This is a genomic window from Tatumella saanichensis (genome assembly GCF_000439375.1).
GTDB lineage: Bacteria > Pseudomonadota > Gammaproteobacteria > Enterobacterales > Enterobacteriaceae > Tatumella > Tatumella saanichensis.
The window spans coordinates 199,273-221,499 of sequence record NZ_ATMI01000041.1 but is presented as its reverse complement, the minus strand read 5'-3'; the positions used below and the strand labels follow the sequence as shown (position 1 = coordinate 221,499).

General features: G+C 52.1%; 22 protein-coding genes, 1 tRNA gene and 1 other RNA gene. 9 read left to right on the top strand and 15 right to left on the bottom strand.

Features of this window, described 5'->3' with window-relative positions; translation table 11 throughout:
- Nucleotides 1-60: 60 nt before the first annotated feature.
- Together mepM and znuA are read right to left on the bottom strand one after the other, a co-directional pair.
- Nucleotides 61-1,383: a murein DD-endopeptidase MepM gene (gene mepM, locus DW47_RS0112615; RefSeq protein ID WP_029686770.1), complete on the bottom strand. Its 1,323-nt coding sequence runs from the start codon at nucleotides 1,381-1,383 to the stop codon at nucleotides 61-63.
- 15 nt (nucleotides 1,384-1,398) lie between these two features.
- Nucleotides 1,399-2,370, bottom strand: coding sequence for a zinc ABC transporter substrate-binding protein ZnuA (gene znuA / locus DW47_RS0112610; protein ID WP_029686768.1), 972 nt, complete (start codon nucleotides 2,368-2,370; stop codon nucleotides 1,399-1,401).
- Between the two features lie 78 nt (nucleotides 2,371-2,448).
- Here znuA and znuC point away from each other — a divergent pair, with 78 nt between their 5' ends.
- Complete coding sequence (gene znuC / locus DW47_RS0112605) at nucleotides 2,449-3,195, top strand: zinc ABC transporter ATP-binding protein ZnuC (protein ID WP_029686767.1); 747 nt, start codon at nucleotides 2,449-2,451, stop codon at nucleotides 3,193-3,195.
- A 4-nt stretch (nucleotides 3,196-3,199) separates the two neighbouring features.
- Nucleotides 3,200-3,985: a zinc ABC transporter permease subunit ZnuB gene (gene znuB / locus DW47_RS0112600; RefSeq protein ID WP_029686766.1), complete on the top strand. Its 786-nt coding sequence runs from the start codon at nucleotides 3,200-3,202 to the stop codon at nucleotides 3,983-3,985.
- Between the two features lie 9 nt (nucleotides 3,986-3,994).
- On the opposite strand, the gene ruvB is transcribed toward znuB, so the two are convergent.
- From ruvB to aspS, 6 genes are all read right to left on the bottom strand, one after another.
- Nucleotides 3,995-5,002 carry a Holliday junction branch migration DNA helicase RuvB gene (gene ruvB, locus DW47_RS0112595; RefSeq protein WP_029686764.1) on the bottom strand — a complete coding sequence of 336 codons (1,008 nt, stop codon included), beginning with the start codon at nucleotides 5,000-5,002 and terminating at the stop codon, nucleotides 3,995-3,997.
- A gap of 8 nt (nucleotides 5,003-5,010) precedes the next feature.
- Entirely contained in the window at nucleotides 5,011-5,628 is a 618-nt protein-coding gene (gene ruvA, locus DW47_RS0112590; protein ID WP_029686762.1) for a Holliday junction branch migration protein RuvA, read from the bottom strand.
- 92 nt (nucleotides 5,629-5,720) lie between these two features.
- The gene (gene ruvC / locus DW47_RS0112585; protein ID WP_029686761.1) at nucleotides 5,721-6,242 is read right to left on the bottom strand and encodes a crossover junction endodeoxyribonuclease RuvC; all 522 of its coding nucleotides are present in this window, start codon (nucleotides 6,240-6,242) and stop codon (nucleotides 5,721-5,723) included.
- 35 nt (nucleotides 6,243-6,277) lie between these two features.
- Nucleotides 6,278-7,021, bottom strand: coding sequence for a YebC/PmpR family DNA-binding transcriptional regulator (locus DW47_RS0112580; protein ID WP_029686760.1), 744 nt, complete (start codon nucleotides 7,019-7,021; stop codon nucleotides 6,278-6,280).
- Nucleotides 7,022-7,103: 82 nt separating this feature from the next.
- Nucleotides 7,104-7,544: a dihydroneopterin triphosphate diphosphatase gene (nudB, locus tag DW47_RS0112575; RefSeq protein ID WP_029686758.1), complete on the bottom strand. Its 441-nt coding sequence runs from the start codon at nucleotides 7,542-7,544 to the stop codon at nucleotides 7,104-7,106.
- The gene (gene aspS, locus DW47_RS0112570) at nucleotides 7,544-9,334 is read right to left on the bottom strand and encodes an aspartate--tRNA ligase (protein ID WP_029686757.1); all 1,791 of its coding nucleotides are present in this window, start codon (nucleotides 9,332-9,334) and stop codon (nucleotides 7,544-7,546) included. The genes nudB and aspS overlap by 1 nt, the downstream gene beginning before the upstream one ends.
- 300 nt (nucleotides 9,335-9,634) lie before the next feature.
- Here aspS and DW47_RS0112565 point away from each other — a divergent pair, with 300 nt between their 5' ends.
- The 3 genes from DW47_RS0112565 (at nucleotide 9,635) to cmoB (ending at nucleotide 12,261) form a co-directional block, all read left to right on the top strand.
- Nucleotides 9,635-10,456 carry a DUF72 domain-containing protein gene (locus DW47_RS0112565; protein WP_029686756.1) on the top strand — a complete coding sequence of 274 codons (822 nt, stop codon included), beginning with the start codon at nucleotides 9,635-9,637 and terminating at the stop codon, nucleotides 10,454-10,456.
- 111 nt (nucleotides 10,457-10,567) lie between these two features.
- Nucleotides 10,568-11,296, top strand: a complete 729-nt coding sequence (cmoA, locus tag DW47_RS0112560) for a carboxy-S-adenosyl-L-methionine synthase CmoA (RefSeq protein ID WP_029686755.1) — start codon at nucleotides 10,568-10,570, stop codon at nucleotides 11,294-11,296.
- The gene (cmoB, locus tag DW47_RS0112555) at nucleotides 11,293-12,261 is read left to right on the top strand and encodes a tRNA 5-methoxyuridine(34)/uridine 5-oxyacetic acid(34) synthase CmoB (protein ID WP_029686754.1); all 969 of its coding nucleotides are present in this window, start codon (nucleotides 11,293-11,295) and stop codon (nucleotides 12,259-12,261) included. Before cmoA ends, cmoB begins: the two co-directional genes overlap by 4 nt.
- A gap of 34 nt (nucleotides 12,262-12,295) precedes the next feature.
- On the opposite strand, the gene cutC is transcribed toward cmoB, so the two are convergent.
- Together cutC and DW47_RS0112545 are read right to left on the bottom strand one after the other, a co-directional pair.
- Nucleotides 12,296-13,024 carry a copper homeostasis protein CutC gene (gene cutC / locus DW47_RS0112550; RefSeq protein ID WP_029686753.1) on the bottom strand — a complete coding sequence of 243 codons (729 nt, stop codon included), beginning with the start codon at nucleotides 13,022-13,024 and terminating at the stop codon, nucleotides 12,296-12,298.
- A 156-nt stretch (nucleotides 13,025-13,180) separates the two neighbouring features.
- A complete protein-coding gene (locus DW47_RS0112545) occupies nucleotides 13,181-13,753 on the bottom strand; it encodes a VOC family protein (RefSeq protein WP_029686752.1) in 573 nt (190 codons plus the stop codon).
- Nucleotides 13,754-14,006: 253 nt separating this feature from the next.
- On the opposite strand from DW47_RS0112545, the gene argS reads away from it, so the two are divergent.
- Nucleotides 14,007-15,737 carry an arginine--tRNA ligase gene (gene argS, locus DW47_RS0112540; RefSeq protein WP_029686751.1) on the top strand — a complete coding sequence of 577 codons (1,731 nt, stop codon included), beginning with the start codon at nucleotides 14,007-14,009 and terminating at the stop codon, nucleotides 15,735-15,737.
- A 128-nt stretch (nucleotides 15,738-15,865) separates the two neighbouring features.
- Here argS and DW47_RS0112535 read toward each other — a convergent pair whose 3' ends face one another.
- The 4 genes from DW47_RS0112535 to otsB form a co-directional block, all read right to left on the bottom strand.
- Nucleotides 15,866-16,378, bottom strand: a complete 513-nt coding sequence (locus DW47_RS0112535; RefSeq protein ID WP_051150949.1) for a FlhC family transcriptional regulator — start codon at nucleotides 16,376-16,378, stop codon at nucleotides 15,866-15,868.
- A 36-nt stretch (nucleotides 16,379-16,414) separates the two neighbouring features.
- Entirely contained in the window at nucleotides 16,415-16,726 is a 312-nt protein-coding gene (gene flhD / locus DW47_RS0112530; protein ID WP_038027551.1) for a flagellar transcriptional regulator FlhD, read from the bottom strand.
- Between the two features lie 267 nt (nucleotides 16,727-16,993).
- On the bottom strand, nucleotides 16,994-18,424 hold the full coding sequence (gene otsA, locus DW47_RS0112525) for an alpha,alpha-trehalose-phosphate synthase (protein ID WP_051150948.1): 1,431 nt from the start codon (nucleotides 18,422-18,424) through the stop codon (nucleotides 16,994-16,996).
- On the bottom strand, nucleotides 18,399-19,202 hold the full coding sequence (gene otsB, locus DW47_RS0112520; RefSeq protein WP_338151559.1) for a trehalose-phosphatase: 804 nt from the start codon (nucleotides 19,200-19,202) through the stop codon (nucleotides 18,399-18,401). Before otsB ends, otsA begins: the two co-directional genes overlap by 26 nt.
- A 341-nt stretch (nucleotides 19,203-19,543) precedes the next feature.
- Between otsB and msrA the strand changes: the two genes are divergently transcribed.
- The 3 genes from msrA to DW47_RS17055 all read left to right on the top strand — a co-directional run bounded on the left by msrA (nucleotide 19,544) and on the right by DW47_RS17055 (nucleotide 20,680).
- Nucleotides 19,544-20,077 (top strand): peptide-methionine (S)-S-oxide reductase MsrA, encoded by a 534-nt coding sequence (gene msrA, locus DW47_RS0112515; RefSeq protein WP_029686746.1) that lies wholly within the window; start codon nucleotides 19,544-19,546, stop codon nucleotides 20,075-20,077.
- Nucleotides 20,078-20,252: 175 nt separating this feature from the next.
- A tRNA-Ser gene (locus DW47_RS0112510) sits at nucleotides 20,253-20,340 on the top strand.
- A gap of 217 nt (nucleotides 20,341-20,557) precedes the next feature.
- Nucleotides 20,558-20,680: non-coding RNA, RtT sRNA (locus DW47_RS17055), on the top strand.
- A 203-nt stretch (nucleotides 20,681-20,883) separates the two neighbouring features.
- Here the strand turns inward: DW47_RS17055 and DW47_RS0112505 are convergent.
- Nucleotides 20,884-21,792, bottom strand: coding sequence for an alpha/beta hydrolase (locus tag DW47_RS0112505; protein WP_029686745.1), 909 nt, complete (start codon nucleotides 21,790-21,792; stop codon nucleotides 20,884-20,886).
- Between the last annotated feature and the right edge of the window lie 435 nt (nucleotides 21,793-22,227).

Genomic DNA, 22,227 nt, shown 5'->3' with positions numbered 1-22,227 from the left:
AAGCCGAGTGAAAATACACCGGCTTTGCTATGGAGTGTTCACGTTGGGTGAGCTATGCCCTTATAACGTCAGCTGTTTCTGCCAGTCTTTAACCTGCGCCAGATAATCCTTACGATCCTTACCACTCAGTCCTTCAATATCAGGTAATCGTGCGGTTAATGGATTCACCGCTTGGTTATTGATCCAGATTTCATAATGCAGATGAGGGCCGGTTGAGCGGCCGGTGTTCCCTGATAACGCAATACGATCGCCGCGCTTCACTTTCTGCCCAGGCTTCACCAGCAGACGACTAAGGTGCATATAACGGGTCATATATTGACGTCCATGACGCAATGCTACGTAGTTACCCGCCGCGCCACTCCTTTTTGCCACTTCGACTTCACCGTCACCTACTGCCAGTACCGGCGTACCAACTGGCACAGCAAAGTCTACTCCGCGGTGGGGTGCAACTCTGCCGGTAACTGGGTTAAGTCGACGCGGATTAAACCCTGAGGAAACCCGATATTGTTTCACCGTCGGAAAGCGCATAAAGCCACGGGACAACCCTGAGCCACTGCGGTCGTAATACTTGCCGTCTTCGGCACGAAACGCGTAATAATCCTTGCCACCCGATTGTAACCGGACTGCCAGTAGCTGACTCTGCATGGCTTTACCGTCTAGCTTTTCCCGAGAGAGTAGCACGCTGAACTTGTCACCACTGCGTAGCTTTCGAAAATCCATCTGCCACTGTAGCGCTTTGGTCACCGTACTGGCTTCAGTACGACTCAGGCCAGCCTGCACGGCACTCACGGCAAAGCTACCCTGCACCGTTCCACGTAGAACAGTATCCTGCCAGACCCCCTTCTGGATGGAAGGTGTCATAGTGAAGGTTCCTTGATCCGTGCGCTGGTAGTCACGGCTCTCGCGCCGGGACAGGCTCCAACTGAGTGACTGCAAATTGCCGTCTGGGGTCAGGGTCCAACTCAGGGTCTGGCCGACATTTAAGGTACGTAAATCTTTATCACTGGCAACCAATGCATTGATATCATTGAGATCAACACCAAATTGGTTAAGGACGCTGCTCAGTGTATCACCAGACGATACCGTGTAATCACGGGTATCTGCAACATCACTGCTGTCGGTCTCTTCCGATGGGGATTCTTCTTCTGGAGAAGAAGTGGTTTGGTCCACAGGTTCACTGGCTTCCGGCAATAATGTTCGCAGGTTTTCTGCATCGGTTTCGATGGTTCTGACGATGACGTCGGAATCTTCGCTATGGTGATAAAACGGCGGTCGCCAGACGGCAACCGCGAGCGTAATTACTGTCAGCGACCCCAGTATAATGCGGTGGGGCCGCGGCAAGGTATTCATTGCCAGAGCGACAGAGCGGGCTATCTGCTGCACTTATTTATTTTCCTTTTATGCTCCTTCCAGGCAGCTTGTGTACTGGCCGGACAGTTGCGTTAAAAATCTGATGTAACTGTCTTGAGTCAGGCTGATGCCTATCCCCAGTGGGTCCAGTGTTCCAATACGCACTCCGGTTCCCCGAGTCACAGCATCAATGACGGCTGGCCTGAATTGTGGCTCAGCAAAAACGCACACCGCTTTTTGCTCAACCAATTGTGTTCTGATCTGATGTAACCGCACTGCACCAGGCTGGATTTCCGGGTTTACGGTAAAATAGCCCAGCGGCGATAACCCGTAATGGTGTTCAAAATAGCCGTATGCGTCATGGAAGACGAAATACCCTTTGTGGGACATCGGTGCTAGCCGATTGCGGATCTGTTGATCTGCCTGATCCAGTTCAGCACTGAATAGTGCCAAGTTAGCATCCAATTTGTCTCTACTGGTGGGCATAAGTTCCACCAGCTTGTTATGAATTGCGATCGCAGAGGCTTTTGCAATAGGTAATGACATCCACAGGTGCATATTATATTGCCCATGTGAGTGATGAACATCAGAGTTCTCCGTTGCCTGTGGGTGATCATCATGGCTGTGAGAGTGCTCGTGACCCAGATCCTCTGCGTGTTCATGTTCCCCCTTTTGCAACAGTGCCTGGACCGAAGGTAATGCTGCCAATTCAAGGCGATTTTCCTCAGGCAATGTCGCCACGGCTTTATCCATAAACGCTTCCATCTGTGGTCCAACCCACACCACTAAGTCACCGTTTTTAATCCGCTTGATATCGGAGGGTCGTAACGCATAGTCATGCTCTGACGCCCCATCCGGTAGGATCACCTCAACCGGCGTAACACCACTGGCAATCGCTGATGCAATAAACCCCAGAGGCCTAATCGAGGTTACCACTGCACTGTGAGCAGTGGCAGCAAACAGCAGACTACTGCCTGCTACAAAAAGGGGGATCAGTGTCTTAGCCTTGAAATGTAACATAGTGAGTCAATCTTCAGTGTAATTGTCAGTAATTGTGATATTATAACATAATACCCTTTGTGACAAAATGTAAATACTATGACCATGCTCGTCACCTTGACGGATATCTCTGTCACCTTCGATCAGCGCCATGTGCTAAGCGGCATCTCCCTGACACTGCAACCGGGCCGTATTCTGACGTTACTCGGCCCTAACGGCGCCGGAAAATCAACGCTGGTCAGGGTGATCCTTGGATTACTAAAACCCTCTTCGGGTACCTGTGTGCGTGCCAACAACCTACGTATCGGCTACGTGCCGCAAAAACTGCATATCGACCCGGCGCTTCCCCTGACTGTAGGTCGTTTTATGACATTGTCACCGCAGGCCACTCCGGCGGCGGTCCACTCCTGTCTACAGCAGGTCAATGCGTTAGGGCTGGAAAATGCTACCCTGCAGAATTTATCCGGTGGAGAGATGCAGAGAGTGCTGCTGGCACGGGCACTGTTGGGTGACCCGCAGTTACTGGTGCTTGATGAACCGACCCAAGGTGTCGACGTTAATGGCCAAGTTGCCCTGTATGACTTGATCAATCAGATCCGCCAACAAACCGGCTGTGCGGTGCTGATGGTCTCGCATGACCTGCATCTGGTGATGGCCCGTACTGATGAAGTGTTATGCCTAAACCAGCATATCTGCTGCTCCGGTAAACCTGAGGTGGTCTCACAGCATCCGGAGTTTGTGGCGATGTTCGGCACCCGTGGCGCACAACAACTAGGCATTTACCGGCACCAACATAACCACCGCCATGATCTACGCGGCCGTATTGTTCTGACAAAAGGGAAATAAGCCGATGCTCGAATTACTGTTACCCGGTTGGCTGGGCGGAATGATGCTGACCTTGGCGGCGGGTCCGCTGGGTTCTTTTGTCGTATGGCGGCGGATGTCCTATTTCGGCGATACGCTGGCCCATGCCTCACTGCTGGGCGTCGCCTTTGGTTTACTGCTAAATATCAACCCTTACTACGCGGTAATTGCGATCACACTGCTGTTGGCCGTGTTGCTGGTGCTCATCGAATATCGCCAACCTTTGGCTGTCGATACCCTGCTGGGAATTATGGCGCACACGGCCTTATCACTGGGGCTGGTCGTGGTCAGCCTCATGTCAGGGGTACGAGTCGATCTAATGGCTTACCTTTTCGGTGATCTCTTGTCGGTAGTGCCCCAAGACCTGTGGCTGATTGGTGGCGGTGTCGCCGTGGTAGTCGCGCTCCTCGGTTGGCAGTGGCGATCATTATTATTGATGACTTTAAGCCCTGACCTGGCACAAGTTGAAGGCGTCAACCTGCCCCGTAGCCGTCTATTGCTGATGCTGGTGACCGCACTGACTATTGGGGTAGCGATGAAGTTTGTCGGCGCATTGATCATCACGTCGCTGCTGATTATCCCAGCGGCCACCGCACGGCGTTTTGCCCGTTCACCCGAGCAGATGGCGTTTGGGGCGGTGGTGTGTGGCATGCTGTCGGTAACCGGCGGTATGGCCTTTTCGGCCCTTTACGATACCCCCGCCGGGCCGTCAGTAGTGCTGTGCAGTGGACTACTATTTGTATTCAGTCTGCTGAAGAAAACCGTCGGGTGATACCGGCGTTTAGTCTGGGTCGCGGACGATATTAAAGTGGCGATAGGCGTGCTGTGTCGCCATCCTACCCCGTGGAGTACGCTGAATAAAGCCCTGCTGGATCAGGTAGGGTTCAATCACATCCTCGATGGTTTCTCGCTCTTCCCCGATTGCTGCCGCGAGGTTATCCAAGCCCACCGGTCCGCCGGTAAATTTATCAATGATAGCCAGCAGTAATTTGCGGTCCATAAAATCAAAGCCTTCACTGTCGACATCCAGCATGTCCAGTGCGCTGCCGGTTACACCGCCACTCATCTCACCGGCGGCTTTTACCTCAGCATAATCACGAACACGACGTAATAGACGGTTGGCGATACGCGGCGTGCCCCGGGCACGGCGAGCAATCTCCAGTGCACCTTCGTCACTCAAAGGCAGTCCCAGACAAGCGGCGCTTCGCGAGATAATGTGTTGTAAATCCTTAACCTGATAGAACTCCAGACGCTGAACAATGCCGAAACGGTCACGCAACGGTGAGGTCAGTGAGCCCGCTCGGGTTGTGGCACCGATCAGGGTAAACGGTGGCAGATCGATTTTAATCGAACGCGCCGCCGGCCCTTCACCGATCATAATATCCAGCTGATAGTCTTCCATCGCCGGATAGAGTACCTCTTCGACCACCGGGGAGAGTCGATGAATTTCATCGATAAACAGCACATCATGGGGCTCAAGGTTGGTCAGCATCGCCGCTAAATCGCCCGCTTTCTCCAGCACGGGACCAGAGGTAGTCCGTAGATTGACGCCCATCTCATTGGCAACGATATTGGCCAAGGTGGTCTTCCCTAACCCCGGCGGGCCGAAGATCAGCAGATGATCGAGGGCATCATTACGCATTTTGGCCGCTTTAATGAAGATTTCCATCTGCTCGCGCACCTGCGGCTGTCCGACATACTCATCAAGTAATTTCGGCCGGATGGCACGATCTAAAGTCTCTTCTTCGGTTTGCGGCGCAGCGGAGATCAGACGGTCAGCTTCAATCATACAGGCCTCTAAATTGCAGCACGCAGTGCTTCACGGATTAAGGTTTCGCAGTCAGCCCCCGGGTGGCCGACTTTACTGATCATACGGCTGGCCTCCTGAGGCTTATAGCCCAGCGCCACCAGTGCCGCTACCGCTTCCGATTCGGCATCATTGCTCTGTGCAGGCGCGGAAGATGGCGCGGAAAGTTCAAACGATGTCTCGCCGGAGAACAGATCGCCGTGCAGTCCTTTAAAGCGGTCTTTCATTTCAACCACCAATCGCTCAGCGGTTTTCTTACCCACACCCGGTAACTTCACCAATGCGCCGATTTCCTGATGCTCAACCGCTTGGACAAACTGCTGTGCAGACATACCGGAAAGGATAGCCAGCGCCAGTTTAGGACCCACACCGTTAACTTTGATCAATTCACGGAACAGCGTCCGTTCCTGCTTATTGTTGAAACCATACAGCAGTTGCGCATCTTCCCTAACCACAAAGTGGGTAAAGATGGCTGCTTCCTGATTTTGTTCTGGTAGCTCATAAAAACAGGTCATTGGCATATGGACTTCATAGCCCACTCCGCCTGCTTCAATTAACACCAGTGGTGGCTGTTTTTCCAGTATTAGACCCCGCAGACGACCAATCACTGTCTCTATCCTTTTTGTTTACGTTGATTCTGAGGGTTATAACACAAAAAAGGCTGGATGAATATCCAGCCCCTCTGGTTTAACCCAGCCTGTTAGCGTAATCGCCCACGAGCAAGCAGTAATGATTTGTCACTGACCCGCACGCTGTTCTGGCTGATATGGCAATGCGTGATGGCAATCGCCAACGCATCGGCAGCGTCCGCCTGCGGATTGGACGGCAGTTTTAACAGATTACGCACCATATGCTGAACCTGTGACTTTTCCGCTGCCCCGGTACCGGTGACCGTCTGTTTAACCTGTCTGGCAGCATACTCAAATACCGGCAGCGCTAAATTGACGGCGGCCACGATGGCGGCCCCTCTCGCTTGTCCAAGTTTCAGAGCAGAGTCGGCATTTTTCGCCATGAATACCTGTTCAATGGCAAAGTAATCCGGCGAAAATTGGGTAATGATTTCGCTCACCCCGGCATAGATCAGACGCAACCGTTCCGGTAGTTCAGGGGTATTGGTGCGAATACAGCCACTGCCCAAATAGGTTAACTGCCTGCCGGTCTGGCGGATCACACCGTAACCGGTAATTCTTGACCCCGGATCAATCCCCAGAATAATCGCCATATGTTCTCTCAATCCACTGCGACAGCAGATGCCGGTTACAGGCTAGCTGCGACTTCGTCAGAGATTTCACCGTTATGGTAAACTTCCTGCACATCATCGCAATCTTCCAGCATGTCGACCAGACGCATCAGTTTTGGTGCGGTTTCGGCATCCATTTCTGCTTTGGTCGATGGGATCATGGTGACTTCCGCTTCGTCCCCTTTCAGGCCGGTAGCTTCTAGCGCATCGCGCACTTTACCCAGTTCTTCCCAAGCGGTGAACACGTCAATCGCGCCATCATCGTAGCTGACCACGTCTTCTGCGCCGGCTTCCAGTGCTGCTTCCATTAAGACATCTTCATCCTGACCTGGGGCATAGGAGATAATACCTTTGCGGCTGAACAGATAGGCTACCGAACCGTCAGTCCCGAGGTTTCCGCCGGTTTTAGTGAAGGCGTGACGGACTTCGGAAACGGTACGGTTACGGTTATCACTCAGACACTCAACCATAATCGCGCTGCCACCTGGGCCGTATCCTTCATAGATAATGGTTTCCATGTTGGCATTATCTTCACCACCGGCACCACGGGCAATGGCACGATCCATGGTGTCCCGGGTCATGTTATTGGATAAGGCTTTATCCATAGCCGCACGTAAACGTGGGTTAGAAGATGGATCGGCACCGCCTAATTTCGCTGCGGTCACCAGCTCACGAATGATCTTGGTGAAGATTTTACCGCGTTTTGCATCCTGTGCTGCTTTACGGTGTTTGGTGTTAGCCCATTTACTGTGTCCAGCCATATTAACTCTCTCACTATCTGCTAATTAGATAATCGGGTACAGGGCACTCCAATGGGAGTGCCGGAAAATCAATGTCTGCTGCTCAGACCGCAATAAGGCGCTCAATCGCTTCACGATTGCTCCAAGATTTTGTCAGCGCAGCGGCCTCAGTGGCCGACAGCCACTGTCCAGCGGTATGCTCTGTGAGCTGCACCGGCCATTCTTCCGGTAATGGCAGCATAAACCAGTGTTCCTGGTTATGGCTGACATCCGGGGCATAACGATGCCGGTACTGTGCAAAAATTTCAAAGTGGATACTGTGCTGGCAATCCACCAGCATCAGACCCGAGTCGACAATATCGATGCCGGTTTCTTCAGCCACTTCGCGCCGAGCCGCATCACAGGGTGCTTCTCCTGGTTCCAAGCTTCCGGTCACCGACTGCCAGAACTCTGCATCATCACGCCGCTGCAGCATCAGCACCCTGCCGGTATTTTGCGCATAAATGATCACCAATACCGAGACCGGGTGCTTGAAAACGGTCATCAGTGATCAGCCGCTTCCGTTGGTTTCTTCTCTTTTTTGACGACCTGCAGTGCCAACTCGTCAAGGGCATCTGGATTAGCTTCACCTGGTGCATCGGTCAACAGACACGCTGCTGCCGTAGTTTTCGGGAAGGCAATGACATCACGGATGTTATCAGTGCCAGTTAATAGCATGGTCAAGCGATCCAGTCCAAAAGCCAGACCTGCATGCGGCGGTGCACCGTATTTAAGGGCATCCAACAGGAAGCCAAATTTTTCCTGCTGCTGCTGTTCATCAATACCCAGCAACGTAAACACTGCCTGTTGCATTTGGCCGTTATGAATACGTACCGAGCCACCGCCTACTTCATAGCCGTTGATCACCATATCGTAAGCATTAGCAATCGCCTCTGCCGGGGCATCCATCAGCGCCTGCGGCGTCAGATCACGCGGAGCGGTAAACGGATGGTGCATCGCCGCCAGATGTCCTTCGCCGTCCTCTTCAAACATTGGGAAATCTACCACCCACAACGGTGCCCAGGCATTAACATCGGTGATCCCCAGGTCGCGACCTGTTTTCAGACGCAGAGCCCCGATAGCATCTGCGACGACAGTGGCTTTATCCGCGCCAAAGAAGATCAGGTCACCGTCGACGGCACCGGTACGGACCAGGATCTGTTCAATAATGTCAGCACTGAGGAATTTCGCCACCGGACTCTGTACCCCTTCAGGGATCGCATCACGCTGGTTAACCTTCATCCATGCCAGTCCCTTGGCGCCGTAATTGCCGACAAAACGGGTGTATTCATCAATTTGTTTACGGGTAAGCTGTGCACCGCCCGGCACGCGTAACGCGGCCACACGTCCTTTAGGGTCATTGGCAGGGCTAGCGAAGACTGCAAACTCCACCGCTTTCAACAGATCCGCTACATCCACCAATTCCATCGGGTTACGCAAGTCTGGTTTATCCGAACCGTAACGGCGCATCGCTTCGGCGTAAGTCATCTGTGGGAAGTCACCCAGATCGACATTCACGATATCCTGCCACAGCTCACGGATCATCCGCTCCATCATTTCACGCACCTGTGGTGCTGTCATAAAGGAGGTTTCCACGTCGATTTGAGTAAATTCTGGCTGACGGTCAGCACGTAAATCTTCGTCACGGAAACATTTGACGATCTGGTAGTAGCGATCAAAGCCAGAGATCATCAGCAACTGTTTAAACAGTTGCGGGGACTGCGGCAGGGCATAAAATTCGCCCTTATGCACCCGGCTTGGCACCAGGTAATCGCGGGCGCCTTCTGGCGTTGCCTTAGTCAGCATCGGCGTTTCGATATCTAGGAAACCATTGTCATCCATAAAACGTCGAACAAAACTGCTGACACGGGCACGGGTTTTAAAGCGTTGAGCCATTTCTGGGCGACGCAGGTCCAGATAACGGTACTTTAGGCGCGCTTCTTCTGAATTGACGTGGTTAGAGTCAAGAGGTAACGGCTCAGAGCGGTTAATAATGGTCAGGCCGGTGGCCAGCACTTCCACTTCGCCGGTCGCCATGTCTGAATTTTTATTGCGCTCGTCACGGGCACGTACCACCCCTTCCAGGGTAATACAGAATTCATTACGTAACTCTGAGGCCAAATCAAATGCCTGTGCATAATCTGGGTCAAAGAACACTTGGACGATACCTTCGCGATCACGCATATCGATAAAAATCAGGCTGCCAAGGTCTCGGCGACGGTTAACCCATCCGCTTAGAGTAACTTTCTGTCCGACATGAGACAGGTTGAGCTGTCCGCAATATTCTGTACGCATTACGCTATCCTTTTTTGACCGTGCCGCAGCGGTCTGTTATCGGGCCGGAAATTCACCGGCTATCACCGGCTGCAAAATGGGGCATATTATACTGGAAAAACCGCCGCTGTATAAGTAGAGCCCTGAGAAACCGCTGCTTTCCTCGCCACTCAGTGACAATTACGTGTCTGATGACGCCGTTTCAGGTTATTCTGCCGGCTTCAGTAACTGCTTTTCTTCCTCTTTTCATCTCAGTACAGCGCCGAACTCAGTCTTGGCAAACGTGTGAAATCCGGCTGACGACTTTTATAAGGAGACCCTGTGACATTGCGAATTGGCTTGCCACAATGGCAACATCCCGGCTGGAAACGGGCTGGGCTGCATAACCTTGAAGACTATGCCCGTCATTTCGACTGTGTGGAGGGCAATACCACCCTCTATGCGCTGCCGGACCCGGAAACCGTGTTGCGATGGCGGGCGATGACCGATGACGATTTTCGCTTTTGCTTTAAGTTTCCGGCGACCATCAGCCATAACGCATCACTCCTCGATTGTCAGCAGCTGACTAGCGACTTTTTCCGTCGTCTGGATCCGCTCAGTGAGCGCATCGGTGAATACTGGCTGCAATTACCGGCCCGTTTCGCCCCGCAGCAGTTACCGCAGCTGTGGGCCTTTTTGGATCAGTTACCAGACTGCTTTCATTACGGCGTCGAAGTACGTCATCCAGACTTTTTTGCCCGTGGTGAAGCAGAGCGGATCCTCAATCGTGGACTGGCGGATCGCGGCGTAAATCGAGTGATCCTCGATAGCCGTGCTGTGCATGCCTCAGCGTCGACCAGCACCGCGGCACTAGACGCCAAAGGCAAAAAGCCGCGACTCCCGGTTCATGCTCTCTGTACCGCCGAGCAACCCATGATCCGCTTTATCGGCAGTGAAGAGACCGCCGACTCTGTCTCCCTGTTTAATGACTGGATACCAAAATTGCTGAAATGGCAGGCGGAACATCAGCCATTTCTATTTATTCATACCCCGGACATGGGAGAAGTGTTTCCGCTGTTACACCAACTGTGGCCAAAGTTGCAGCCCTTAAGTCAAAGGTTCGCTGGTCTGCCGGAATGGCCGCAGCAGGAAAGTCTATTTTGAGCAATAACCTACCGGCTTCGGCATCTCAATCCGCTTAAAACAGCGATCAGAGGTGCAGCCAGCGACGGATTCTGCGAGAATACCGCTTTTAAGGTTTCAGCGGATTCTGTGATGTCTGACCGTGATACGCTTTTCTCAGCACCCATTGAAAAATTAGGTGACTGGACTTTTGATGAACGGGTTGCCGAAGTCTTCCCTGATATGATCCAACGCTCGGTGCCAGGCTACTCCAACATCATTTCGATGATCGGTATGCTAGCCGGACGCTTTGTCAGCCCTGGAAGCCGGGTCTATGATCTCGGTTGCTCGTTAGGCGCGGCGACGCTGTCGGTACGACGCAATATTCAGCACCCCGGTTGTGAAATTATTGCCGTGGACAACTCACCCGCCATGGTCGAACGCTGTCGTCGCCATATCGATGCTTTTCGTGCAGAGACGCCGGTACAGGTCATTGAGGCTGATATCCGTGACGTGGCGATCAGTAACGCCTCACTGGTAGTGCTTAACTTTACCTTGCAGTTCCTCGCTCCAGCAGAGCGTCTGCAACTGTTAGAAAAAATTTACCAGGGATTAGCTCCGGGCGGTGCTCTGGTGCTGTCTGAAAAATTCAGTTTCGATGATGCTACTACCGGCGAATTACTGTTCGATATGCACCACGACTTTAAACGCGCTAACGGTTACAGCGAACTGGAGATCAGCCAGAAGCGTAGCATGTTGGAAAATGTGATGCTAACAGACAGCGTCTCTGTTCATAAAGCACGGCTGGCGAAAGCCGGTTTTGCGCACGCAGAATTATGGTTTCAGTGTTTTAACTTTGGTTCACTTGTGGCATTAAAATGATTGATTTTGGACGTTTTTATCAGCAGATCGCTACCGGCCCTTTGGCACCGTGGCTGGAAGTCCTGCCCGCTCAGCTAAGCCAGTGGCAGCGGGAGAATTTACACGGTCATTTCCATCAATGGAAAAAATCGATTGACCACTTACCGCTACTGTCGCCGCAACAACTTGACCTGGTCAACAGTGTCAGTGCTGACCGTGACGATTTAACGCCACGTCAGCGCCTGGGTATTGAAACCCTACTTCGCCAATTAATGCCGTGGCGCAAAGGCCCGTTTTCCCTGTATGGCACCAACATTGATACCGAATGGCGGTCGGACTGGAAGTGGGATCGGGTGCTACCCCATATTTCGCCCTTGGAAGGACGGACTATCCTAGATGTCGGTTGCGGCAGTGGTTACCACATGTGGCGGATGCTGGGCGCAGGCGCCTCGATGGTAGTCGGTATCGACCCAATGCAGCTCTTCCTCTGTCAGTTTGAAGCGGTGCGTAAGCTGTTGGGTGATGATCAGCGTGCCCATTTATTGCCGGTCGGCATTGAACAGTTACCGGCACTTAATGCCTTTGATACCGTATTCTCGATGGGGGTGCTCTATCACCGCCGTTCCCCACTTGACCATCTCTGGCAATTGAAAAATCAGCTCGTGAGCGACGGCGAGCTGGTTCTGGAAACGTTAGTCATTGAAGGCGATGAAAATGCGGTGCTGGTTCCTGGCGAACGTTATGCTCAGATGCGTAATGTCTACTTCTTACCCAGCGCGGCTGCCCTGAAAAAATGGCTAGAGAAATGCGGGTTTGTTGACGTGCGTATTGCAGACCATGCCGTAACCTCGACACAGGAACAGCGGCGCACCAAGTGGATGACCAGTGATTCACTGGCCGAATTCCTCGACCCTGAAAATCCGCAACGGACGGTTGAAGGATACCCTGCCCCACTGCGTGCTGTACTGGTGGCCCGTAAGCCCTAAGCACTGCCTGAAAGCCGGCGCTGTGCCGGCTTTCTCACATCATACTTTTCATCGCCGCGACCATCTCTTCGTCCACCACCCTACGAGTATATTCGTCAGCTGGGCCGACGGCGCTCATCGCCACCCCCGCCTTACGGTACGTCATCGCCGAGGGAACAATCCTGGCGGCCGAACTGTGTACCTCAGTCAGACCCGCCTGCAGAAAACGATGCAAATTACTCAGTCTCACCCCACTGCCCGCCATGATGATTGGCCCCCGGCTGCGCTGCTGTAAGTCTGCCAGCAACGTCAGGCCATTTTCGGCGTTTTCCTGTTGGCCGGAAGTCAGTATCCGATCAACACCAAGCTGAGTCAGTGTGTCAAGCGCTCGCAGCGGGTTGCAGCATAAATCAAAGGCACGATGGAAAGTGACCTGCATCCCCTCGCAGAGCGCCATAATCTGGGCCATTCGCGGCAGGTCGATGTGCCCGCCACGGTCCAGCACGCCAGTCACCAGTCCCGGAAACCCCCACTCTCGTACTCGGGCGATATCCGATTTCAGTACCGCAAATTCTCGGTCACTGTAACAAAAATCGCCGCCGCGCGGGCGTATGATCGGAAACACGGGCACATTCAGGGTATCTCTGAGCGCCTCCAACATACCGGCGGACGGCGTAAGTCCGCCTTCCGCTGGAGCAGCGCAAAGCTCAATACGGTCTGCGCCAGCCTCCGCGGCACGGAAGGCACACTCGACCCCGTAACAACAGATTTCTAGGGTTGCCATTATTCCCTCCCATTTCAATCCGATGACACTGACCACCATAACGGATACAGACTGCTGTACGCTGATTATCCTGCCAGCATTACCACTGAAAAGCGGCGATCCGCCTCACATTGATATAATCACACTCCGAAAGAGTGGCCGTCGTGTCATCAGGGATTAAAACAGAGACTGCTCGCTGGCGACCACGGCCTCAAGAGAATAAGGATGAAATTTAAGGGTGGTTTTGCCGTCCGTCACCGCTAAGGTCGGGTTAGGCAATGCCCCTTCGACAGCAGCAGGCTGACTGGTTTTAAAAGAGATGCCAGGTTGTGTCAGACCATGGTCGGCAATCAACGCCATCGCTCGCTGGCCAAGGGTCTGAGGATCCCCTTCCAGTACCACCTCAATATGTTCCCAGCCTTCATGGGGATAGTGCTTTGCCCCCGGCCAAGGCAGCTCAACCACCGACACCTGATGGCCCAGCAGCGATAGCGGCTGATTCAAGCGGAACAGACAAACTGGTCGTCCATTGATCTCAGCCTGAGAGAACATCTCCCCGACCTGTGCCAAGCCGGCCGCCCAGCGCTCTGCCGTACTATTCTGATGACAGCGCAGAGAAATATGGTCCGGTGCCAGTGTCTGTAATGACAGCCCCAGGCGACCGGCCAGATGCGCCAGATCGAGCGTAAAACGATTAAGGTCCTGTGCCAGATCCGGCAGTAATCTTGAAAAATCGGTGTTATCAGTCATAAGTTTATTTATTCGCGGGAAACTGCGGCTATTCTTGCGGCTGGCTGCCAACATGTAAATAACAGTGATGGACAAATTTTCTCGTTGCCCTGTTCATCCCTGTACGGCGACATGGCTACTGACGCCACCGGCGGATTCACGTATACTGGCAGATTAATTTCGATAACACTCCCATGACCGCTCATTTTGTTAGCGGCTGCCGGCCATCACAGAGGGTCCGGCGAGGGTTTTAACAGCTTATGAAGGTAATTCGGTGAATATTCAGGCGCTTCTTTCAGCAAAAGTCAGTCAGGCAATGATCGCAGCAGGTGCTGCGAGTGACTGTGAACCTCAGGTCCGTCAGTCTGCCAAACCACAGTTTGGTGACTATCAGGCCAACGGCATTATGGCCATTGCCAAAAAGCTGGGCCGGGCGCCACGTCAGTTTGCGGAGCAGGTTGTTGCAAACCTTGATCTGAACGGAATTGCGGCAAAAACTGAAATTGCCGGTCCTGGTTTTATCAATATTTTCCTCGACCCTAGCTGGCTGGCAACGCAAGCAAGCTTGGCGTTGGATAGTGACAAACTCAGTATTTCTGGCGTCGCTCCGCAGCGTATCGTGATCGATTACTCGGCCCCAAACGTCGCGAAAGAAATGCACGTCGGCCACCTTCGTTCCACCATCATTGGTGATGCAGCTGCCCGTACCCTAGAGTATCTAGGGCATACGGTGATCCGCGCTAACCATATTGGTGACTGGGGGACTCAGTTCGGAATGTTAATTGCTTTTCTTGAGAAAAAGCAGCAAGAGCAGAATAGCGACATTGCCCTTTCTGACCTCGAAGCTTTCTATCGTGAAGCTAAACAGCTGTATGATCAGGACGAAGCTTTTGCCGAACGCGCCCGGAGTTATGTCGTCAAGTTACAGGGCGGTGATCAGTACTGTGCTGAGATGTGGAAAAAACTGGTGGATATCACCATGGCACAGAACCAGTTCAACTATAACCGCCTGAATGTCAGCCTGACCCGTGATGATGTCATGGGCGAGAGCCTGTACAACCCTATGCTGCCTGGGATCGTTGCGGATCTGCAGCAGAAAGGTCTGGCGGTGGAAAGTGAAGGCGCGATCGTCGTTTTCCTCGACGAATATAAAAATAAAGAAGGTGAACCTATGGGCGTCATCATCCGTAAAAAGGATGGCGGCTACCTGTATACCACCACAGATATTGCCTGTGCCAAATACCGCTATGAAACTCTGAAAGCGGACCGGGTTCTCTATTATATCGATTCCCGTCAGCATCAGCACCTGATGCAAGCTTGGACTATTGTCCGTAAGGCGGGCTATGTACCAGAGAGTATCCCGCTGGAACATCATATGTTCGGTATGATGCTGGGCAAAGATGGTCGTCCGTTCAAGACCCGTGCTGGCGGAACCATTAAGCTTGCAGACCTGTTGGACGAAGCCCACGAGCGTGCACTCACGCTAGTGAAAAGCAAAAACCCAGAGATGGACCCAGAGGAATTGAACGCGTTGGCAGAAGTGATCGGTATCGGTGCCGTGAAATATGCCGACCTGTCAAAAAACCGTACCACCGACTATATCTTCGATTGGGATAACATGTTGGCCTTTGAGGGGAATACGGCACCTTACCTGCTGTACGCCTACACCCGCGTATTGTCTGTGTTCCGAAAAGCCGAAGTGGATGAGCAGTCACTGACCGGTGAGCTGTTCCTGACCGAAAGCCGTGAAGCGGCACTGGCGACCCGTCTCCTACAGTTCGAAGAGACCTTGCTGCAAGTCGCGCGTGAAGGGACTCCACATGTGATGTGCGCCTATCTCTATGACCTAGCCGGCCTGTTCTCAGGTTTCTACGAGCACTGCCCCATCCTGGCTGCGGAAGATAACCAGACCCGCCAGAGCCGCCTGAAGCTGGCCAGCTTAACCGCAAGAACGCTGAAAGCCGGATTGGATACCCTAGGTATCAATACCGTAGAACGTATGTAATCGTCCTTCACAGTCCTGATAAGGACTGCTGTTGCCCATCGTTTATGGCTGGCCCGAATAAGCTGAAAGCCACAGTGCTTTCAGCTTTTTTTATGCCCACTGGATGTCGATGTGTTCTCTGCCGACCACTATGCTTGCTCTAAGGGCTGGCACCGATGTTGTGCACGCGACGGTGGTTGGCAGAAACAACAGATAAAGCTACCTTGCGGCTGATGGCGGTGATTAATGAATTTGCCGCCACAGTGGCTACAGGGAATAAGCTCTAGCATCCCCGCTTGGCAGAATCGGATAAGCATCCAAGCACGGGTCAAGGTCAGCGGAGATACGCATCCGGGCGGGCAGTTTTCCAGATATAATCGGTAGGCACTGAGTAGACAAGCGGCTGCAGATGCCTTTTTTTGTGGCTGGACCCCAACCCACACATGATAAAATGCCGTGGCATGCAGGTTATGCTGCCAATTGATAAACCAGTCAGCAGAATACGGTAATTGCCCAGTAGATGGCGGAGTACCGGCCACCTGTTTGTAGAGCCTAGTCAGTTTACGTCGACTTAACGCAGTGACACTTTCTAACAATGGCAGGCGTGCGCCAAGACGGATGAGCTCTCCCGCACAGAGGATCTCTGCTGCGTCACGCAACATGGCAGAACCTCCTATCAGGCAAATACTGGCTATTGATCACCGTACAGTCCCTTTACTGGCAAGCATAATGTCGTTATACAGCGGTTGCAGTCCATCAATCCGTGAACTCCGGCTCATGCGCCGCACATCCTCAACATCACTGATACGCAACTGACAAATCAGCTGCCCGGTCTCAGCCAACCTAATCATCCCTGTCGGGGACAGCTCTACGAGTGCAGTCGCCATATCGTCGCTGAGCCCAAGACGATACAACGCCGTCGGCCAGTCCTCGGCAAGTAACTGGCGGGCCAGCAGCAAATAGGACAGATTACACTCGTAAATATTTTTAAGCCGAAGATGGCACTCCATACTTTATCCTCCGTCATGGTTCTTGCTCCTGACAAGGGATAATCTGCCCTTTCCCGCCCCTAGGGGGAATAGGATCATTATCGATTGGGATCATTGATATGAAATATTCTTAAATTGGTCACCGCCGAATGGCAGGCAGGCCCTATTAGCTTTTGAACGATGCTTACTTAATCGGACAGTGTGCCCCTTTAGTCAAACGGAAGCTTGTGTGGTCAGGCAGGGAGAAACGTTAGACAGATCTTTGGCAAGCAACCCCATCTTAACGTCTTAAGGAAGAAACACCGTACTCTGCCCTTTATCTGGCAATACCGCCGGTGCAATATGTCCAGTATCCCGCAGATCCTGCAGGAAAGTATCACGCCAGCGGTCAATAGTTTGCCATTTAAGCACTTTCATCATTTGCTGATGACGCGTAATCCTTTCACTGCGGCTCATATTCAGCGCTTGATTAATCGCCGCTGCCACATCACCACGGTCGTAGGGATTGACGATCAGAGCAGACGTCAATTCATCCGCCGCCCCAGCAAACCGTGACAAGATCAGAACGCCAGGATCTTCTGGATCTTGCGCGGCAACATACTCTTTAGCCACTAAGTTCATACCGTCACGCAATGGTGTCACTAGCGCGATATCCGTCAAACGGAAAATCTTCATCAATAAACGGCGGTCGAAATGCTGGTTAAGATAATAAAGCGGCGTCCAACTCAGGGTGCCATACTTGCCGTTGATCCTCCCCGCCTCAGTTTCCAACTTATGACGTATGGTCTGGTAGGCCTGAACTTCACCCCGTGAAGTCGGGGCAATCTGTGTATAGCGGATATGCCCGCGGTGTTGCGGGTAATGTTCTAGCAGTGCCTCAAAGGCAAGGAAGCGTTCTGGTAACCCCTTTGAATAATCGAGGCGCTCGCAAGCGATGATATTTTTCGCATCCCCTAGTTCATCTTTGATTGCCGCCATTTTCGGTGGCAAAGGTCCTGAGGCTATCTGCCGGATACTTTCCGGTTCGATACCGATGGGGTAATGGGAAACCTTAAATGAGCGTCCATAGGCATTGTAGTAACCGGCTTCCGTTTGTCTGAGACAGGTTTCCTGCGCCAAGGTACTCAGAAAGGCCTGTTTATCCGTTTCGGTTTGAAAACCCAACAAGTCATAGTGACAGAGCATTTCCAGCATCCGCGCATGGTTGGGAATAGAATTGAACACTTCAGGAGACGGAAACGGGATATGCAGGAAAAAACCTAGCGGCTGTCGCTGGTTATGCTGACGTAATGCCTCTGCCAGCGGGATCAGGTGATAATCGTGGACCCAGACAATATCATCCTCTGAAAGCAATGGAGTAAGGCGATCTGCCAGCAACAGATTGACTCGGCAATAGCCACGCCAAGCAGTACGCTGATAATCGACCAGATCGAGCCGATAATGGAAGGCTGGCCAGAGGACGGCATTTGAAAACTGGCTGTAGTAAAGATCATAGTCATTCTGATCCAAGCTGAAAGAAGCATAATCGATACCCTGATCGCGGAGAATAGTGACCTTCTCTTCTTCACCGGAGATTTCACTTATTTCTCCGTTCCAACCAAACCACATTCCGCCGTTTTCTTTGAGCGCATCTAGGATCCCTACTGCCAACCCACCGGCGCTGCTTTTGCCGTTTTCCGGTAAGGCTACACGGTTAGAAACTACGACTAACTGTCCCATTCTGAACGCTCCTCAGAGGTGGTGATTGTCGAATCCTTGGCTCAAGAACCTGCTTAATCCAAGCGTAAACATCGTCTGTAGAATGCAGGCGATAACGGGCCTGAGTCTGTCCTTCCCCTACTTTTACAGAGATCCCCTGTAACTGGTTAACGACTTTAAATCCGCGCTCATCGGTTAAATCATCGCCGAAAAAAACCGGTACCCGTCCGTTAAAAGGGTTTTGCTGCATCAAACGAGTAATCGCGACGCCCTTATCGATACTGGCAGGTTTAAGCTCCGCTACACATTTTCCTGACTGTAACGCCAACCCAGGAAACTCCTCAGCTACTGTGCGGGCCAATTCTCTAGTCTGATGACTCCATGCCCTGGCCTGTCGATAATGGAGCGCAAAAGCGATCCGTTTTTTCTCTAACACTACGCCTGGCAGCTGTTTGATGCCCTGCTCAAGACGCTGTTCGATACGTTTCAAGGTTTGAGGATCAGTGGAAGTACGAGATACCACACCCTGAAGATCCCGCCACTCTGCACCATGGATCCCCGCAGCAGGGAGCACTAGCGGATTAAACAGTTGATCGATCTGAGATAAAGGTCTGCCAGATACCACTGCCAGTGCGCCACCACACTGCTTACTGAGTTGTGACAGGTCCTTACGGACATGAGAGGGTATGCTGACCATTTCCGGGGTTTCCTGTAAGGCTGCCAGGGTACCATCAATATCGAAAAAGAAGGCCGCACGCTCCATGCTAATTCCGAGCAAAGGGTCTTTTCTATTTTCCACATGATCTCCTGTAAATTCTGCAAATCATTCCGCTACTGGTATTAATATTGTGGAGCGAAATCGCCGTTCTGAAATAGTCTCATTAGCTGCTTTTATTAGTGTGGCCGCTTCCGCTAATATCGCCCCCTGATTTAGGTTAAATTTGTTGCTCTATTGTTAAGTATAGACCGTTTTTTTAACTTCACCGCCCCCTGCTCTGTTGACTCCCTGCAGAAAACTTTACTAGTTCACGAAAAAATCTGTCCACATATACCTTTTGTGCTGCTGGAGTTGAAACAGGATCCTGCGCACTTATCTGATAGAATTAACCTGTCTATCCGTCTAAACAGAGAGTAACGATTATGGCTATAGAATATGCAGTGATTGCAGGAGGATGCTTCTGGTGTACCGAAGCAGTATTTAAAAGCATTCAGGGCGTTGAAACGGTAGAAAGCGGTTATACCGGCGGGCACACTCCCTCCCCGACTTACCAGCAAGTCTGTCAGGGTGATACCGGCCATGCAGAGGCGATTCGTATCGGCTTCGATCCGGCGGTTGTCAGCTATGGCGATTTACTGGACATCAGTTTCGCGACTCATGATCCGACCCAGCTTAACCGCCAGGGAAATGATATCGGTACCCAATACCGGTCTGCGATTTTCCCAGCAAACGAGGCGCAAGCCATTGAAGCCAAGGCAGCGATCGCCAGGGCTGCACTGGATCACAACCAGCCGATCGTCACCACCATTGAACCCTTACAGACATGGTACCCGGCTGAGGCCTACCACCAGGACTACTGGGCTGGTGAAGGGCAACGTAATGGTTTTTGTCTCGCGGTGATCCCCCCAAAATTGCAGAAACTCCGTAAAAAGTACGCCAGCCACGTTAAAGAGTAATCCCAGTATTAAGCGGTTTGCCGGCATAAAAACCGAGCGAATCGCTGTAATACAGCGCGATTCGCTCAGGAGTTAACCATGCGAAACGAAACAGAAAAAAAAATCTTGACCCTTTGCAACTGACTCCCTATAGTACCGCCCCGTTAGCCGCTGAGACGGCAAGCAAACAAAATGTGGTGAGGTGTCCGAGTGGCTGAAGGAGCACGCCTGGAAAGTGTGTATACGGCAACGTATCGAGGGTTCGAATCCCTCCCTCACCGCCATCATTTCATAGAAGAGCCTGAACTCACGTTCAGGCTTTTTTATTACCTGTAATTCCGTACAGGGAGGGTGAGAACCCTCGCAGGGTTCGACAAAACGTAGTTTTGGTTGGCCGCAGGCCACCCGGAGGGCCAGCCACGCAGTGGCGCAGACCATCACTCCCTCACCGCCATCATTTCATAGAAGAGCCTGAACTCACGTTCAGGCTTTTTTATTACCTGTAATTCCGTACAGGGAGGGTGAGAACCCTCGCAGGGTTCGACAAAACGCAGTTTTGGTTGGCCGCAGGCCACCCGAAGGGCCAGCCACGCAGTGGCGCAGACCATCCCTCCCTCACCGCCATCATTTCATAGAAGAGCCTGAACTCACGTTCAGGCTTTTTTATTACCTGTAATTCCGTACAGGGAGGGTGAGAACCCTCGCAGGGTTCGACAAAACGCAGTTTTGGTTGGCCGCAGGCCACCCGTAGGGCCAGCCACGCAGTGGCGCAGACCATCCCTTCATTCTATGAGCCGATTACTCTGCCGGTGGTGGTAATGGTGTGATTAACGGCTACGGTTGTTGACCCATTCCTGAAGCCACTGCTGATAATGCGCTGGCCATTGCACCGTCTCCGTACCCGGCCGTCCCAGAGCAAAACCATGGCCACCGGTGGGATACCGTAATAATTCTACCGGCACCCCAGCCCGCAAGCAGGCCTGTTGCATAATCAAGGTATTTTGCGGATTGGAAACCGGGTCATCTTCCGCCTGTACCAAAAAAAATGGCGGAGACTGAGGCGTCACAAAGTTTTGCACTGACCAGTGATTATCTTGTGCCAAGTTGCCACGAGGGCCCACCAGCAGCTTATGGGTCGAGGTATGCGTATAGGGCGGATCGAGGGTAATAATCGGGTAAATCAGGGCTGCTCGCTCTGCAGTTGCTGGCAATCTATCGAGGCTATCTTGTGGGGCATAACTGGTATAATTGGGGCGATTTACCGCCATACCCAGCAGATGGCCTCCGGCAGAAAAACCTAGCACACCACATCGGGTATGTTGCGAATGGATAATTCGCAGTGCTCGCTGAGCATCTTGTAGTGCGACCCTACTACCGTCATGCCAACCTTCACCAGGCAGTCTATAGGTCAAAATGTAGGCAGTAAAACCCCCTTGTACTAACCATTTCGCAGCCGGCCAAGCTTCTTTACGCATCTCAATGTGCCGGTATCCTCCCCCTGCCGCCACTAGCACACCATAACCATTAGAGGTTTCTGGTGCGATACAAGTCAGCATCGGCACTCGGATATGAGAAATCGCACCACTGGATGAAACACGTAAGGGTCCCTGTGGGCCGCCACCACCCGGCGGGCCATTAGGCCATAGTGGTAACTGCTGGTCAGGCAAAGTTCTGGCTTTGAGGTGGGCAGCTGCTAAGCAGCTGGTGATCCCTACTAAGAACTGACGACGATCCATAAAAGCTCCACTGATGATCGGTTTTCCGTTCACTCAACGCTATGTGAATTTTTCATAGAAGAGGATGACAAAGTCTTAGGTTAACTTAACGCACATTTTACCCTTCCAGTTAGTCTGTTTCGTCATGACCCATGATCAAAGATACCCTTAGCACTGTTTTTATCTGAGATTAACCCGAAAAAATCACTAAGGATCACAGAACCCACGTCGGAATACTGTCTTACAGGTCTGATGGGGAAAGGGATGATGCGATGTTATCGGTGACCTAACACTTATGTTGTGTCGACATTTAAGACATGGCCGCAATGCTATTTGATACAGATCTCTTTAAGGTATAAGTGGAATATATATTTATCTATTTAATATTAAATCGAAATAATTCCAATTTTTATCTCGGGGAAACATTATGATGAATTATCTATTGTTAGGTATCGC